General features: G+C 37.0%; 19 protein-coding genes. 6 read left to right on the plus strand and 13 right to left on the minus strand.

Annotation, left to right across the window (positions count from 1 at the left end):
- Positions 1 to 4 precede the first annotated feature (4 nt).
- Positions 5 to 1,261 carry a PTS ascorbate transporter subunit IIC gene (gene ulaA / locus ABWP91_RS05155; protein WP_353242349.1) on the plus strand — a complete coding sequence of 419 codons (1,257 nt, stop codon included), beginning with the start codon at positions 5 to 7 and terminating at the stop codon, positions 1,259 to 1,261.
- A 48-nt stretch (positions 1,262 to 1,309) separates the two neighbouring features.
- Here the strand turns inward: ulaA and ABWP91_RS05160 are convergent, their stop codons facing one another.
- From ABWP91_RS05160 to cuyB, 6 genes are all read right to left on the minus strand, one after another.
- Complete coding sequence (locus ABWP91_RS05160; RefSeq protein WP_353242565.1) at positions 1,310 to 2,116, minus strand: bestrophin-like domain; 807 nt, start codon at positions 2,114 to 2,116, stop codon at positions 1,310 to 1,312.
- Between the two features lie 397 nt (positions 2,117 to 2,513).
- Positions 2,514 to 2,867: an SH3 domain-containing protein gene (locus ABWP91_RS05165; RefSeq protein WP_353242350.1), complete on the minus strand. Its 354-nt coding sequence runs from the start codon at positions 2,865 to 2,867 to the stop codon at positions 2,514 to 2,516.
- Positions 2,868 to 2,946: 79 nt separating this feature from the next.
- Positions 2,947 to 3,396: a GNAT family N-acetyltransferase gene (locus tag ABWP91_RS05170; protein WP_353242351.1), complete on the minus strand. Its 450-nt coding sequence runs from the start codon at positions 3,394 to 3,396 to the stop codon at positions 2,947 to 2,949.
- A gap of 19 nt (positions 3,397 to 3,415) precedes the next feature.
- Entirely contained in the window at positions 3,416 to 3,901 is a 486-nt protein-coding gene (locus ABWP91_RS05175) for a 2-thiouracil desulfurase family protein (RefSeq protein WP_353242352.1), read from the minus strand.
- 177 nt (positions 3,902 to 4,078) lie between these two features.
- Positions 4,079 to 5,023, minus strand: a complete 945-nt coding sequence (locus tag ABWP91_RS05180) for an SPFH domain-containing protein (protein WP_353242353.1) — start codon at positions 5,021 to 5,023, stop codon at positions 4,079 to 4,081.
- A 268-nt stretch (positions 5,024 to 5,291) separates the two neighbouring features.
- Complete coding sequence (gene cuyB / locus ABWP91_RS05185) at positions 5,292 to 6,035, minus strand: cysteate racemase (RefSeq protein WP_353242354.1); 744 nt, start codon at positions 6,033 to 6,035, stop codon at positions 5,292 to 5,294.
- 121 nt (positions 6,036 to 6,156) lie between these two features.
- Between cuyB and ABWP91_RS05190 the strand changes: the two genes are divergently transcribed.
- On the plus strand, positions 6,157 to 7,044 hold the full coding sequence (locus ABWP91_RS05190) for a LysR substrate-binding domain-containing protein (protein WP_353242355.1): 888 nt from the start codon (positions 6,157 to 6,159) through the stop codon (positions 7,042 to 7,044).
- An 84-nt stretch (positions 7,045 to 7,128) separates the two neighbouring features.
- Here ABWP91_RS05190 and ABWP91_RS05195 read toward each other — a convergent pair whose 3' ends face one another.
- Together ABWP91_RS05195 and pdxR are read right to left on the minus strand one after the other, a co-directional pair.
- A complete protein-coding gene (locus tag ABWP91_RS05195) occupies positions 7,129 to 8,412 on the minus strand; it encodes a dicarboxylate/amino acid:cation symporter (protein WP_353242356.1) in 1,284 nt (427 codons plus the stop codon).
- 318 nt (positions 8,413 to 8,730) lie between these two features.
- A complete protein-coding gene (pdxR, locus tag ABWP91_RS05200) occupies positions 8,731 to 10,200 on the minus strand; it encodes a MocR-like pyridoxine biosynthesis transcription factor PdxR (protein WP_353242357.1) in 1,470 nt (489 codons plus the stop codon).
- Positions 10,201 to 10,357: 157 nt separating this feature from the next.
- Here pdxR and ABWP91_RS05205 point away from each other — a divergent pair, with 157 nt between their 5' ends.
- Positions 10,358 to 10,789 carry a carboxymuconolactone decarboxylase family protein gene (locus tag ABWP91_RS05205; RefSeq protein ID WP_353242358.1) on the plus strand — a complete coding sequence of 144 codons (432 nt, stop codon included), beginning with the start codon at positions 10,358 to 10,360 and terminating at the stop codon, positions 10,787 to 10,789.
- A gap of 85 nt (positions 10,790 to 10,874) precedes the next feature.
- Here ABWP91_RS05205 and map read toward each other — a convergent pair whose 3' ends face one another.
- Both map and ABWP91_RS05215 read right to left on the minus strand, forming a co-directional pair.
- Positions 10,875 to 11,645 (minus strand): type I methionyl aminopeptidase, encoded by a 771-nt coding sequence (map, locus tag ABWP91_RS05210; RefSeq protein WP_353242359.1) that lies wholly within the window; start codon positions 11,643 to 11,645, stop codon positions 10,875 to 10,877.
- Positions 11,638 to 11,844: a ParD-like family protein gene (locus ABWP91_RS05215; RefSeq protein WP_273804655.1), complete on the minus strand. Its 207-nt coding sequence runs from the start codon at positions 11,842 to 11,844 to the stop codon at positions 11,638 to 11,640. Before ABWP91_RS05215 ends, map begins: the two co-directional genes overlap by 8 nt.
- 319 nt (positions 11,845 to 12,163) lie before the next feature.
- Here ABWP91_RS05215 and ABWP91_RS05220 point away from each other — a divergent pair, with 319 nt between their 5' ends.
- Positions 12,164 to 12,589 (plus strand): universal stress protein, encoded by a 426-nt coding sequence (locus ABWP91_RS05220; protein ID WP_353242360.1) that lies wholly within the window; start codon positions 12,164 to 12,166, stop codon positions 12,587 to 12,589.
- A gap of 132 nt (positions 12,590 to 12,721) precedes the next feature.
- A complete protein-coding gene (locus ABWP91_RS05225; protein ID WP_353242361.1) occupies positions 12,722 to 13,150 on the plus strand; it encodes a hypothetical protein in 429 nt (142 codons plus the stop codon).
- 7 nt (positions 13,151 to 13,157) lie between these two features.
- Here ABWP91_RS05225 and ABWP91_RS05230 read toward each other — a convergent pair whose 3' ends face one another.
- The 3 genes from ABWP91_RS05230 to ABWP91_RS05240 form a co-directional block, all read right to left on the minus strand.
- Entirely contained in the window at positions 13,158 to 13,934 is a 777-nt protein-coding gene (locus tag ABWP91_RS05230; protein ID WP_353242362.1) for a nucleotidyltransferase domain-containing protein, read from the minus strand.
- 62 nt (positions 13,935 to 13,996) lie between these two features.
- Positions 13,997 to 14,383 (minus strand): GFA family protein, encoded by a 387-nt coding sequence (locus ABWP91_RS05235; protein WP_353242363.1) that lies wholly within the window; start codon positions 14,381 to 14,383, stop codon positions 13,997 to 13,999.
- Between the two features lie 46 nt (positions 14,384 to 14,429).
- Entirely contained in the window at positions 14,430 to 15,635 is a 1,206-nt protein-coding gene (locus ABWP91_RS05240; protein ID WP_353242364.1) for a nicotinamide mononucleotide deamidase-related protein YfaY, read from the minus strand.
- A gap of 260 nt (positions 15,636 to 15,895) precedes the next feature.
- Between ABWP91_RS05240 and ABWP91_RS05245 the strand changes: the two genes are divergently transcribed.
- Positions 15,896 to 16,417, plus strand: coding sequence for a YcxB family protein (locus tag ABWP91_RS05245; RefSeq protein ID WP_353242365.1), 522 nt, complete (start codon positions 15,896 to 15,898; stop codon positions 16,415 to 16,417).
- The last annotated feature ends 34 nt before the right edge of the window (positions 16,418 to 16,451 follow it).

Genomic DNA, 16,451 nt, shown 5'->3' on the forward strand with positions numbered 1-16,451 from the left:
ATCTATGTCATTTTTTCGTTTTCTGATGCAGGATGTTTTATCTGAGCCTGCTATTTTAGTTGGTCTTATTGCCCTTATCGGTCTGATTGCCCAGAAAAAACCAGTAACTGAATGCATTAAAGGCACCATTAAAACCATCATGGGTTTTGTGATTTTAGGTGCAGGTGCAGGCTTAGTTGTTAGCTCATTAGGTGATTTCTCTGCCATCTTCCAGCATGCTTTTGGCATCAACGGCGTAGTACCTAACAACGAAGCAATTGTGTCTATCGCACAAAAAAGCTTTGGCCGTGAGATGGCGATGATCATGTTCTTTGCGATGTTAATCAATATCTTGATTGCGCGCTTAACACCATGGAAATTCATCTTCCTAACGGGTCACCACACATTATTCATGTCGATGATGATTGCCGTTATTCTAGCAACCGCTGGGATGGAAGGAACAATGCTAGTGACTGTTGGTTCTTTAATTGTGGGTTTCTGTATGGTGTTCTTCCCTGCCATTGCACACCCATATATGAAAAAAGTCACCGGTTCTGATGATGTTGCCATTGGCCATTTCTCAACCATCTCTTATGTTTTAGCTGGGTTTATTGGTAGCAAATTTGGTAATAAAGAGCATTCGACTGAAGACATGAATGTGCCAAAAAGCTTACTATTCCTGCGTGATACACCAGTGGCTATTTCGTTCACCATGTTCATTATCTTTATCATTACTTGCTTATTTGCGGGCGGTGATTTTGTACGTGAAGTGAGTGGTGGCAAAAACTGGTTTATGTTCTCATTAATGCAATCAATTACGTTCGCTGCTGGGGTATACATTATCCTGCAAGGTGTGCGTATGGTTATTGCTGAAATTGTTCCTGCATTTAAAGGGATCTCAGACAAACTAGTCCCAAATGCAAAACCTGCATTAGACTGTCCAGTGGTATTTCCTTATGCCCCAAATGCGGTATTAGTCGGTTTCTTGAGTAGCTTTGCAGCTGGTGTCATTGGTATGTTCGTACTATATGCCCTGAATATGACCGTGATTATCCCTGGCGTCGTACCACATTTCTTTGTCGGTGCTGCTGCTGGGGTATTTGGTAACGCGACAGGCGGCCGCCGCGGCGCTATTTTAGGTGCATTTGCGCAAGGCTTATTAATCACCTTCTTACCTGTATTCTTATTACCTGTACTTGGGGATATTGGTATCGCAAACACCACATTTAGTGATGCTGACTTTGGTGCCATCGGAATTTTATTAGGTATTATCGTTCGCTAATCTAACAAACTCCCCAAGCTATTTTACTTGGGGAGTTTTACTTTTATTCTACTTTCCCAACCACGCACCATCCTTAAATAAAAATTCCTGCAATAAAACTAAGTCGTCAGGAACGACGTGGATCATCCCTTCTCCCGGCACATCAATTTCTGCAATCATAAATAATGCCAAGGTGGTTAGTGAGGGTAGAATGAGGATCAGACAATTTTTCCCTTTAGTACCGCGAATGTTATAACCAATAAGGACATTCGAGCAGATAGCAAAAAAGATGAGAAGAAGCCAAGTTGCATTCGGAATTTGGTGTCGCCAGCTTGCCATGGTCTTTTGCTGGTAAAGATAAAGATCGCTAAATGCGGTTAATACTGAAGCGACAACTGGGTTTGGCGATTGATTTGCTTCTTTGACCGCGATTTCCCAAAGTTGGTTTTGTTTCTCCAGCGAAACCATCCGCCATTGACTATTTTCATCACTAATCCCTGATTTGAAAAACTCAATACGTGCTTCTAAATATTGCTGAAGAAGCTGGGATGCATTATTTCTATCGTCAGCATTCAATAACTGAGCACGTTGATACGCAGTACCAATCGCGATGGCTTCGTTTTCCTCTGTTTGTTGGCGGTTGTTATAGCCATTAATAGAAATAGAGAGCACAAAGCCAATCAGTAAACCTAGTAGTGATAAAATTGCTCCCAGAATAATTTTAGCTTCATCATCTGCAACTTCTTCATGAGCCGACTTACGCTTAAAAATATATTTACCAATGTAAGCAGATAAAATTAATAAAACAAACGTGATAACAAATAAAAGAATCGAATCTATTGGCGAATCATTAATCAACTCAGAGATATTAAACATCATTTTAACTCATCAGATTTATTTCCTGATGATATACCATGATTACGAGATAACTATCTAGTGAACATATGGTCATATGATATATTTGGATAAAAGCACTATTTCACTATCTAGTAATGACTTAAAGTGTATAATTTTCAGTGTGACTTGCTTTTCATTTAGCATTAAAAAACATTAATTTCACTTAAAGTTAAAAAGAAAGCGGGATATATATTGTGCCGATATTATCATGTTACTTTTTCAGACGAAAAAGATACGCCTTTTATTGAAATGAGAATAAATGGTTGAAGACCAACAATTTAAAATAGTCTGAAATTCGTCCCAATAAGGGTGATTAATTCAATATTGACACTTTCAGAGGAATTTTGCCCCAACTTTATAAAAGAGAATTTATTCTCTAGATTTCTTGTAGATTTAATTCAGGGAGCCAACCTTGCTCTTGTGAATCTAATTTTTCACACCAAACCCAACCATTGGTTTTTTGATATCCAATGATCTGTTCCGATATTTCTACGTTCAGTTCCAAAGCACTGTAGTTTTCTTTAGCAATCCCTGTAGCTGCGCTAGTCAACTCAATTAATTGCTTCGGAACCCAACCACTTAAACCATTAAATGAGCAATAATACCAATTGTCCCAACCTTCATCGCCTACGTATTTTTCGCCCACCACCAGCAGGTCTCCCGCTGAAAAATAGATGGGGTTAGGATACTCAGATGTATGGCTCTTAATCACAATAAACTGTTTTTTCATTACGTATCCATAGTATTTTTGTCTTTAATTATCATCATGGAAAACTATAGCCAGTTTTATAAAAAATCAAATTGACTCGTTAAAACTCTACAGCATAAACCTGCTCACCATCCACAATCTTATCGGTAAATTTAAAACCATGGTTCATATAAACTTTTTTGGCAATATGATTTTCATCATCTAAGCCCAAAGAAATTCTTTTTACCCCTGTTCCTTTAAGGTATTCGACAATTGCAAAGAAAGATTGATTACCTAGCCCTTGTCCAATAAATTTATGGTCTAACATAAAGCGACAAATAAATGCTTCTTGGGGTTTATCTTCTAATATTTTATACATAAAAAAGCCTATCAATACATCTCCCTGATAAAGCGCATGTGGTTTATACTCAGGGTAAAAATGAGATTCAGCAATTGAAAATGCATTGCAACACACATACTCCTCTAAAACAGTAGCAATGCCATCCGTATTAGAGGTTAATTCCCCAACATCCCAAAAATTGAATTTATCAACAGCACGGATTTGTATCATAAATTACCTAACGCTATTTCTACGTTGCATTATCTAGTAATGCGTTAACCACTGGGATTAAATTTGGCGCGTTTTCATCCAAAATTTGAATATTATTTTGTTTAAATAATGCAGCACAAACTCCCATGCCTGTTTTTAGTGAACCATTGAACTCACCACTATAAATCTGTTGGCTTCCGCAAGATGGACTATTCGCTTTAAGAACAACAAGACTGATATTTAAATCTTGCACTCTTTTGAGTGCTATTTCCGCACCTCTAACAAAAGCCTCGGTAACATCAAAGCCTTGGCTATCGATAACCTTAGCTTGTCCTAATAAGACATCTTCGCCATTGCCACCGACTATTTCTGCGGGTGCTCTGGGGGTTGGTAGCCCGCCAAGAACTTCAGGGCAAATACTTATCACCTTACCTTCATCATAGAGTTCTTTTAAGGGAGTATAGCGTTGATGCTGCCCATCATACCTTACACAAAACTCCAATAAACATGAGCTTACTGCAATCACTTTGGCCTCATCCTTTTCTCTTTCATCTCAGAGTTTTTGCATTTAATATCATCATAGCGGCTATTAGACTCCATTTTCGCCTAACTCTTCGCGCCGATAATGCTTATTTTACGTATAAAAAAACCAGCTCTACTTTGCATAAAGCTGGCCTTTGTTTAAAACATTCTTCAGGCTAAATTATTGACTACTGCGCATATCCATAATCATTTTGCCATCGTAATCAGCACCAACAACAATATTAGGCACTTCACCTTTATATTTGTGCGCTTTAATCTGTTCAATCTCTAACTGTTTCCAATTGATCATTTCACGGGTGATTGTACGCTGTAGTATTGCATTAGACTCTGATTCTTTTTGCGCTGCATATAATTTTGCATCCGCCTCTTGGCGCATCGCAAATGCATTTGCTTGGGCATTACGCTCTCTAGCAATCGCTTGTTGCTCCGCAGACTCACGCTCAGCTTCTGCAATAACAACTTTCTTCTGTGCTAATTCACGTTCTTTTTCTGCTTCAGCTTTTGCTTGGTTAATTTGCTCTTGGCGCATTTTAGTATTAACCACTTGCTCCTGAACCACCTCCGGCAAGGTAATATCTTGGATCATAATTTCTTTAATCGTGTAACCATATGGTGATGCATAGCCTTGAATTGCATCTCGAATGGAATCTTGTAATTTCCTTTGTGTATCTGCGGTATAAAGATCTTGGGCGTTTGCCACGTCCTTACCAAATTCTAAAATTGTTGAGATCAGCTTTTGGCGCACATATTTATCCAGTGCCTCACTTTCAGTACCACCATTAATGCGTAAGACTGGTGCTTTTGCACCATCAAATTGCAGCATAACGGTGATATCAACAATTGATTTTAATTTATCTTGCGAAGGGACTCGAAGTTCCTTTAATGAAACACGAATATCTTTCGTTGAATATGTGTCGAAATTAGTAAATGGGTTAATAGGAAAGTGCAGCCCGGCATCATATGCCACAGGATCAACTTTCCCTAAAAATGTGCCGACTTTTACAGACCCATCTTGAACAATCGTATATGAATTAACACCAATAAGCCCAAGAACAAGCAGCACCGCTGCACCAATAACCAATTTAACCATCGATTTAAATTGCATGAGTAGATCCCTATCTGACAATAACTAATAATTATAATAAAACGCATATTGTCGCTACTCCCCCGCTAACTACAAGTTACAAAACTCCTAAACTTTCAAATAAATTAAGAAAAAGTGTTTATTTTACAACCCAAACTTGTTGGTTATATATAGGTCTTCAGTTTATTCGTCCATTCATAAATAAAAAAAATTAAACACCTAAAGTAATGCTAGTATATTAGATTAATAATTACATTTAAAATACACCCTGGCGCTGGCTATAAAAAAATCAAACTAACTTGTGATAATTTTCATTTGTTACTTCCTGTTCAAACCGTTCATCTCTAAGATTATACCAATCTATAGCCTCTTTTATTAAAGCTTCCGTTGCATCAATAAATTCATCTGGTGATTTTTCAACTAGCTCATCTAAAATTAATGGTACCTCCGTGCATCCCATCACAAACTTGTTGACACCATCTGATTTTAGCATATTAATATAGGGAAAAATTAACTCCTTCGCTTTATCAATATCTCCTGCTTTGTAAGCTATAATACTTTGCATTATTTTATATTGATTAACTTCATCAGGAACAACACATTCCACATTATTAAGATTGAGTTTATTTTGATATAAATTCGTACGTATTGTTGCTGTTGTTGCCAATAAAGCCACTTTTTTAATTTTATTATTAATAATAGTTTTACACGCTGAATCAATGATACTAATAAAAGGGATTTTCACTTCCTTCATTAACTCCTCATACCAATAATGTGCTGTATTACAAGGCATAACAATACAAGAAACTCCCGCACCCTCAAGTATTTTTAATGAATTAATCATCGCAGGTAATGGTGATGGCCCATCATAAACAATATTTTCTGTTCTATCTGGAATGTCAGGAATAGAGACAATGATGACAGGTATATGCTCCTGATCTTTAGATGCTTTAGTGTTATTGATTAATTTAGAAAATGCATCTGCTGTTGCACCTGGTCCCATTCCCCCTAACATACCTAATATTTTTTTCATAACTCCTCCCATCAAATTAATAATATAGTCGCATAATGTTCACCTTTCGTAATTGCAGAGTTTCTATAAGTTATGCTAAATTTGCATAGGAAATAAATAACTATAATCATAAGAGGATGCAATGATCAGTAATCTAGAAATTAAATGGTTGCACGATATTGTTGTACTAGAAGAATGCCGCAGTTTTACTCTAGCCGCAGAGAAAAGAAATATATCTCAATCATCTTTTAGTCGCAGAATTCAATCCATCGAGTCCTCCGTTGGCTTTGATATATTTGATAGAAACACTAATCCATTACAGCTCACCCCCCAAGGAAAAAGTTTTATTGTTTATGCTAGAAACTTACTTGATGATGTCTATTTTCAAATAAACAGAATTAAAGGTATCGATAACGATAAACAAAAAATTAATATCTCAGCAGCACATTCACTTTCTGTTTTTCTTCTTCCAGATTTCATTTCCCAGTTCTCACAAAATATCGATAAAATTTTCTTTGTAGAGTCCATTAATGTTAATGAAGCAGTTCATAAACTAAAAGAAGGGCAAAGTGATTTTATTTTATCCTTCTATAACGAAGAATTAATGTCCTCACCATTTCTGCATGCGAAAATTCTTGAAAGCCGTTTACATCTCGTTTCATTGTGCGATAAAAATAAGAAACCTATTTTTGCATTAGATGGCAAAACCCTACCTTTAATGAAATATACCGATGAAAGTTATATGGGGAGACAAGTCAACCAACTCATGGACAAATCTACCGATTTGCCTTTTGAATTATCATTTGTCTCATCAATGAGTGACGTCCTAAAACGTATGGTGCTCAATGGTAGTGGTGTGGGTTGGTTGCCAGATTTTTCAATTAAAAATGAACTTGAGAGAAGTGAACTCGCTATACTAGATAGCACGCTTTCCATCACGATGGGGGTTTATATCTATCGAACAGAAGCAAGACTCAATATTTCATCTGAACGTTTTTGGCAGTTTATGCGCAATCAAACAAGTAAATAATATTTTGCTATTAATCTCAATAAACAAAACCCTTCTAAGGTTAACCAACTCAGAAGGGTTTCAATTACTAAACAAACTTAAATTCTATGGTGTTGATGTCACTTTTTCATCAAGTATCACATCCAAATCTTCTTTTAAACCGCCCTTTCTTTCTTCTAACTTGGAAATAACTGCCGTAGAAATGCTGTTACCAACCACATTCGTTGCAGTTCTTCCCATATCTAGGAATTGGTCAATCGCCAGTAACAATAGTATTCCAGCTTCTGGTAAGCTAAACATTGGTAGTGTTGCCGCAACAACTACAATAGAAGCCCTAGCAACCCCCGCCATCCCCTTACTTGTTACCATCAGCGTTAACAAGATGAGAATTTGTTCAGTAATACTCAAATCAATACCATACGCATTGGCAATAAATAACACCGCAAATGATTGGTACATCATCGATCCATCTAGGTTAAAAGAATAACCCAGCGGCAAAACAAAGCTGGTGACTTTTTTGGGAACACCATATTGAGTTAGTGCTTCCATTGTTTTTGGGTAAGCAGATTCACTACTTGCCGTTGCAAAAGCCAACGCAACAGGCTCGCGAATCAATTTTCCTAAACTAAATACAGACTTACCTAAGAATACGTAACCAGCAAAGAACAGCACTCCCCATAATACCGCTAACGCAACATAGAAAAGGCCAATTAATTTTCCGTAGTCGTATAATAAGCCTAGGCCTTCAACTGTGACCGCAGATGCAATTGCAGCAAATACCGCAATTGGTGCAAAGCTCATTACATAGTCTGTAATGCGGAACATGATGCGCGATAAATCTTCAATTAATGTCACAATTGGACTTTTTTTATCTTTGCAGATAAACGCAAGGCCTGAACCGAAAAAGATAGAGAATACTAATATTTGTAAAATTTCATTGTTTGCCATCGCTTCAGCAAAACTTTTTGGAAAGATATGGGTAATAAATGCTTTTAGTGTAAAGCCAGAGGTATTTAACCCACTATCGACAGCAACGGCAGGGACAGTTAAATTTAGCCCCACACCGAGTTGAAAAACATTAACAAAAACCATGCCAATTAATAATGAAATAACAGCGGCAGAAATAAACCATACCATGGCTTTAATAGTAATACTCCCAACAGAAGATGAACCTCCCATGGAAAGGATACCCGAAACAATCGTAGCAAAAACAAGTGGTGCGATAATCATCTTTATTAATCGTAAAAATACATCAGTAATAATATTTAGATAAGATGCAATATCTTTTGCTTCTTCCACTGATGCAGCATAATTATGACAACCCCAGCCTAATATAATACCAAGCACAATTGCTATCATAATTTGTTTCATGAGTTTATGTCTGTTCATTCGTACCCCTATTTTATTTATGTAAAATTATAGTTGGAGCTATAACCTTTTATCGGATGCGACTCTTGAGCCTGGCTTGGATAGTTACATTTTTTTAACTTAAAGAGAAATGCAAATGGACTTAATCTTATGCAAAAAATGCATAACAAATAAAATTAATTTAACCCACTGATTTAAAATAAATAAAAAATAAAATTATTATGATAACTTAATGAAAGAGTTTTAAATTAAATTTATCTTGTTAAATTTAATAATAAAAAACCACTCCAACTCAAAACTTAAGCCAAATAAACTCCATTGACGTTAATCAGATTTTCTTTATTTGAGCTCTTCACATGATAATAAATTATGGCTAATTTCATTTAACTTATGGCATAACATCAAAGATTCCTGCTTATCTTTTATATTGGTAAACCCCAATAATAAACAATCACTTTCTTTTTTATTTATCAACCAATCATCTAAAGCTTCAACTTTTAACCCATGATATATGGCTAATTGAGAAAATTGAATTGCCGGAATTCCATTGATAATTTTGACAACAATATGCATGCCACCAGCCTGTAATTCCACTTCAAAGACATCACTCAATTTTATTTTTATCGCCTCGATTAAAAAAGATCTTCTTTGCCGATAGAGCTCGCGCATTTTACGTAAATGACGGGAAAAGTGCCCTTCTTGAATAAACGTGCTGGTGATTTCCTGCTGCCAACTTGGGCATTGATTCCCCATTATCATTGCAGTGGAATTGAAATGATCATGATAGGTGGGAGGAACAACAATATAAGATAAACGTAATGCAGGATACAATACTTTGCTAAACGTCCCACAGTAAATGACACGTTCTTCGCTATCCAGACTTTTTAGTGCAGGTAATGGGCGCCCCTGATAATGAAACTCACCGTCATAATCATCTTCAATGATCCAACTACCTTGTTGGTTTGCCCATTCAAGCAATGCTAGCCTGCGTTCTAAAGTTAATGTGACGTTTGTTGGACTTTGGTGTGTTGGTGTAACGAGTGCAAATTTAGCAGCTGGTGCTGCTTCAACTCCCTGTTTAACATTAATCCCTTGTCCATCCACACTTATAGGTATTAGCTTTAACCCTATTTGCTGTAAAAAATCACGCGCTATATGGTAACCTGGTTCCTCAAACCAACCGATATCCCCTGCTGTAAATAAGCTTTGAGCAATTAATTGTAAACTTGCACGATGTCCAAAACTGATAAATATTTGTTCTGGGGAACAGTGAATTCCTCGTGATATCATTAAATAACGAGCAAGGCCTTCCCTTAACTGTCTTAATCCTTGAGCATCAGGGTAACTTAGCAAATCAAAATGGCTATCTCGTAATATTCTTGCAGAAATTCTGGCCCATAACTTATGAGGAAACGCATCTAACGCTGGAGTACCTAATTGAAAGGGTAAAACCGTATAACCATTAGTGTTTTGTTTTGAACAGTTATTTGTCGGGGCTGTCTGATTGAAAGCTTTTTGCTCAAGATACAGGCCTTCGGGTTCTTTAGAACGATTTGTTGGGAGATTTTTTATCGTTTGGGAAATAAAGGTTCCTTTAGCCCCTTTTGTTTCGAGTAGCCCTTCACTAACTAATAGTTGATACGCTAATTCAATCGTACCTCGAGCAACATTCAGTTCACTCGCTAATACTCTTACCGCGGGCAAACGCTGCCCAGCTTTTAGTTGGCCACTTTTAATTCCCTCATGAATTCTCTGGTATATTTGCAGGTAAATAGGTGTATTAATATTGGTATCAATTTTTAAAAACATACGCTCTCCCTATGACATTTACCTAAAACTTGTCCTAGTTAAATTAGCAATTCTTGCCCCTTACATGTAGGTCAAGATAACCTTAAAATTAGGCCATAACAATCGCTGTTACTGTACTTTGCATTTTATCTACTGATTAAATATATGAGGAAACCCCATGAGCGCACTTAGATTAGCGTATAGCACATTATCTCCTGAAGCCTATAAAGGACTCATTGATTGTAAAAACGCCCTCGATAAAAGTGGATTAGGTAAAGAACTAGTTGAACTGGTTTATTTAAGAGTGTCACAAATAAATGGCTGTGCATTCTGCCTTGATATGCATGCGAGCTCCTTACGTAATTCTGGCGTAAGCAATAAAAAAATTGATACTCTCGCAGGGTGGCAAGTAAGCCATCATTTTAGTGCACAAGAACGTGCTGCACTAGCATGGACTGAAGCGGTTGTTAATATTGTTGGAAGTGGCACTCCTGATAGCTTATTTGATGAACTAAAACGCCATTTTAGTGATGTGCAGATTTCTGATTTAACAATAGCCATTGGGTTAATGAGTGCATTTAATCGCATTGCGATTGCACTAAGACAATAGTTAAGACTTACTGCAAACAAAAATGAGTTTGCCCCTAATATAAGAAGCAAACTCATTTCAATACGCTTAAATTTATTAAAAAAAACTATTTCTCTTCATCACGTAAAGTTAATACTTCATAGCCCTCTTTTGTCACTAAAATGGTATGTTCCGATTGGGCCGACAATTTTTTATCTCTTGTAACCACCGTCCAGCCATCTTTTTTCGTTTTAATTTTCATACCACCTTGGTTAATCATGGGCTCAATTGTAAAAGTCATCCCCTCTTTTAGCTCTACCCCTTTTCCTTTAACACCGTAATGCAGTACTTGCGGATCTTCATGCATTTCACGGCCAATACCATGCCCGCAGTACTCACGAACTACACTGTAACCTTTTGATTCTGCATAATGTTGAATGGCAGAACCAATATCGCCTAATGTTGCGCCAGGCTTGACTTGCTTGATCCCTTCCCACATTGCCGCATAAGTGTCTTTAACAAGCCTACGTGCGAGAGGTGAGGCATCGGGCATGACGTACATTTTACTTGAATCAGCAATAAAGCCATTTTTTTCCAACGTAATATCAACATTAATGATATCTTTACTTTTTAAGAGCTCATCTGTTTTAGGTACACCATGGCACACCACTTCATTTAATGAAGTGTTTAACACATACTGATAGCCATATTGCCCTTTGCTCGCGGGACGCGCCTGTAGTTCATCAACAATATAACGTTCAACTTTATCGTTGATTTCCATGGTCGAAATACCCGGTACAATAACTGAATCAAGCATTTTAAATACACGGGCCAATAGTCTTCCTGACTCACGCATCAGTTCAATTTCTTCTGCTGTTTTAATTGTAATATTATTCATGAACTTTTCCTTTTACCTCAGATAACTCTTTTTCTAGCATCTCGTTGATTAACATTGTAAATGTCTTATCTGGATTTAACTCCGCCTGTATCCCTATTTTTATCCAAAACTCGGCTTGCGAATTTATAGAGCGTGACATTACTTGGCTTGCATGGCGTAGATAATCATGCAGTTCATCTGAAATTTTTACGATCCCCAAAACACCCTCGACAATACGAAATGTATATAAATTATAATGGATCATATAATAACACCATCAAAATGCAAAGCTAAGGCGATTTGAATAGCACAAGCTGCATGAAAAATATCAGAAATTTTTCCATTAACTTTCTTAAGATGAATCCGCCGTCAAAGTATTTATATTGTTAATCAGCTATTATCAATATGCAAAATTTAGCCTTGTTCGCCTATTGATCTTTATCCCTAATATTTATGTCAGGCGAATATAAATCCGCATCTACTTATAATTCTAAATTCGATTACAGCATGGACTCATTAAATGAAAGCTGGAGAAAAACATGTATAAAAAAATCTTAGTACCTATTGATATTACAGAGAAAAGTTTAGCTCACCTTGTTATGTCACATATCCAATATTTGGCTGAATACGAAAGTGCACATATCCATTTTTTAGCCATTATTCCAACCGTTCCTTTCTATACCACGATGGGTTTTGGCTTTGCCGAGAAAGCAGATAGCGAACAAGAAAATGTGACTAAGCAACTTGCTGAGATTATCAAAGAATTTAATATTCCAGCTAATAAGTACAGTGCTCAAGTGTTAATGGGAACACCAAGAGATGAAATCTTACGTGTTGCTGAAGAAATTTCAGCCGATTTGATCGTAATAGGCTCAAGAAGACCGGGGATGTCGACCTATTTCCTAGGCTCAACCGCATCGATGGTTATTCAAAACTCAAAAATCTCTGTCTTAACTGTCCGTTAATTTACCATTGATATTTATTAGCAAGGTAGCTCATTAATTGGGGCTACCTTTATTTTCACGTTATTCCTAAATACAAAGACGTGCAACAATATTACCCTATTCCCCCCCTCAATTTTTCAATCAAGGAATGCAATGAAAAAGTATTTTCTCGGAATTAGTATTACCATCAATATTATTTTAGTCGTGGCTCTAATTATTGCTATCGCCATGTTTTTTAATATGAAAAATAAAGTATTAACCTTAGTTGAGCAGGTTAAATCTGGGGAGTATGTTACGCTACTTAAACAAAATTCAGAACAATTAATACCCAATACCTTAAAAGAATTACAAGCGATAGAAATGAGTGATAAACCTTGCGAATATTTTTATCAAAAGGTCGATACTGCGGTTGAGTACCTAAACAACAACCCCAATATTATTGGAGCACAGACATATGCAAATCAATTATCTACACTTAAAATTACTACTGATAAAACACCTTCACTTTTAAAAAATAAAGCCTGTGAAAAAGGGATCTCAAGCTTTAACTATATTATTGAAGCAATACAACCTAACGAATGATAACCACTTAACGTTTCTTTATATTATCCCTTTCTTCAGAGAGCCAATTCATCTGCACCTTTAGGTTAGCGGTAAATTGCTGGTCATCCATTAAAGGTTCTAGAGCCTGAGCTAAAAAATACTGTAACTGCCTTTTTTGTGTCGGATAACGCAGTACTATTTTTTGCACATAATCCTCAAGACTCTCAGGCCAATCTTTATCTTCTTCTTTACGTAAAAGATCAGTAGCACGAATTAACTTCCTAGCCGCTGCCCTTTGTAAGAGTTTCCGATTCATTAAGTCATTACAAGCATCAACCTTATGAATATAACCATTTAATACATCGATAAAATCACCATTTACCGCATCCACAATTTTTCTTGAAGGCAAAAATGACATAAATTTTTTGCTCAGGTCATCTCCATGCAGACAGCGACAGTTGTGTTTTATCCAATAACCCCAGCTATATAAATTAGCCTTATCCGTCACCTCTGAGTAAGTACCAATATCAAAATCGACCTTACTAACCACTTGGTAGTCTGAAGCCAAAGCCTCCTGCAGCTGCGCTAGATAAGATGCTTCCATTTGGCTAACAGGCTGATTCACAATAACACAGAGGTCAAGATCGGATTTATATGGCGTTGCTTGCCCTTTCGCCACACTGCCATAGATATAAACACTGTGAAGATCCTTGTTTAATAAAGCACGGAGTCGATTGACTGACTCTGTTATGAGTTGCTGAAATTCGGGTTGATAAGGCAATGTTTCAAGAATACGAATATAGCCATTTTTATCTAAAGCCATTAGCTAGCCATTACTATTTGCAGGAATTCTTACGACCTTAACACGTCTAAGCGAAAGTTCCATTACTGTTCATAATTAAATAAGTGGCACCACCAAGCGGGCGCTAAATCAACGAATGAATGATATTCTAATTGCAGAGCTAACTGAGCAGGTTCATCCATCACCCCTGTTAATAATGCAACTGTAGGTTCATCATCAATAGCCCCCAGTGAGCTACCACACTTAGCACAAAATGCTCGGCTCGAATAATCAGATGACTGGTAGGTTGCAGGTTTCCCGCCCTTTCCAATCCACTCAACATTTTCAGCCGAGAACTCTAACCATACAGCCGTTTGTGCGCCTGTATGTTTTTGGCAAATATCACATGAACAAGAATGAATATTACGAGGAGATATTGCTAGAAAACGAATATCACCACAAAGGCATCCACCAGAAAGTTCTTTTCCCATAAATCCCCTTAATTTGTTAACTTATTGCTCAGATAAACGCTCTTACCTAGCATTCCAAAATTAGCGTCTCGCTCTGCACCAACCATTCATAGTATCCGATAACTTCTCGGTCGTTTAACCAACGAGAAAGCATATCTAACATAAGCATCACACTGACTTCTTGCTTTTCTTTCTTTGAGTGATTATTAGGTAAATAATGTATTCTTTGCGCGTAGCATTTTTCAGGGGTTGATAATGCGAAACTTAAAAATTGACCATCAAATTCCCCTATTGCTAATCCTAGAGGAACTAATTGGTCTTTAGCAATATTTTTTGCACAGTCTATTAATGTTGTGAGTGTTTGTTCTGGGTCATTCCTAATCACATGGCTCATGTTATCTAAAGCGCCTTCTGAACTTAGTGTCCAACTTAATAGCCCAGCACTAAACTGTTCACTCACTGCAACTTTTAATTGCCTTTCTTGTAATTGTTTGCAGATTTTCTTAGCGAAGCCTTCAGTACCTTCAAAAATCAAGTTATCTCCGACACCTTGCTTAATGCTGTGCCATTGTTGTTCCATAAGCGCTTTTTGAGAAGCAGGCCCTGTCAATTTTAATTCAATGATTGGCATAGAAGAGCGATAACCTAGCACGCAAGCGTCAGGTAACTCAATGTGATCAAATTGTTTTGCCAAACTGCTTTCACTGCGACCAAAACTGGTCAAGCGTAAACAGATAGGTGGCTCGGATAAGGTAAAACGTGCCCGTAGTCGAGGCAGTATTTGATCGTTTACCATCACTTTAAACTCAGATGGTACGCCTGGGGTAAAAAATAACATACAGTTGTTAAGCATTATTGAAAATCCACAAGCCGTCCCCACTGGGTTATCAATTAATTCAGCATTTTCAGGGAGTAATGCTTGTTTACGATTGGTATCAGGCATGACTCGCCCGCGGCTGATAAAATAGCGTTCCATCACTTCAATCCATTGTGTATGCTCAACCAATGGCACCCCCGCTGCTTTTGCCGCAGCGAATGCACTGAGATCATCACTGGTTGGCCCAAGCCCTCCATTCACAATGAGAATATCTGCATGCTGGCTTCGTTCTAAAAAAATATTCACTAAGCTATCAAGGTTATCACCCACGGTCGTTCTTGTACTTAAAGGGAGACCTTGTTGGAAAAAACAATCGGCCAACCATGCAGCATTGGTATCAACAATTTGGCCATGTAGAACTTCATCACCGGTGCTTAGCATCTCAACAACTAACATTCGTAACTCCCTTTATCACAAAATAATATTCTAATGCTAAATTACCCTATTACCTTAACGACTAAAATCAGTATTTTTAAATTCATTAAAGCAGGTAATAGAAACATTAATTTCGAACTCTCCAACTGGACAAATATCGTTAGAGGGCATTCGCCCGAATATTAACCTAAATCGTTTCTCGCAGATTTACACCTGATGCGCTTACCGCTATTATCCCAACAACACCTATTTTTTGATAAAAATAATTAAGATATCCGTTTATGATAAATCCAATTTTGGTTTCACTTAACCGCACTGATTACATCAGGTTCAGTCGCTACTGTTTTAAAAACCATTATTTTTCGAAAAAGAAAACAAGCAGCTTACCTTTTACGCTCTTTATACTTGTTTTCATTATCGCTTGCGCTCTTACCTTTCGATATTTTCAAGCTACATTGCCGATAATTTTTATTTCTTTTTTATTGGCTGTATTACTCTTTATTACCTTTGCGCTGCGTATGGTACAAAGCTTTAATAAAGCGATTCCCGATGATGATGGTTTTTTGTTTATTGAACGTGAATATTGGTTCGATGATGAAGGTATACATGAGACCAGCGCTCAAGGTTCTTCATTGATAAAGTGGAGTGCTGTGCAGTTTATCCGAACGGATGGTGATCTATTGTATTTATTTTTAGATAGAGTCTATGCAGTAATTATCCCTGCACGTAGCTTTGCATCAGAAAATGAAAGTCAACAATTTATTTTATTTGTTAAAAGTAAAATACCTTCATCGCTAGATTAGCCTATAAAAAAACCCGCATGTATATGCGGGCTTT

The sequence above is a fragment of the Providencia sp. genome, assembly GCF_040396775.1.
GTDB lineage: Bacteria > Pseudomonadota > Gammaproteobacteria > Enterobacterales > Enterobacteriaceae > Providencia.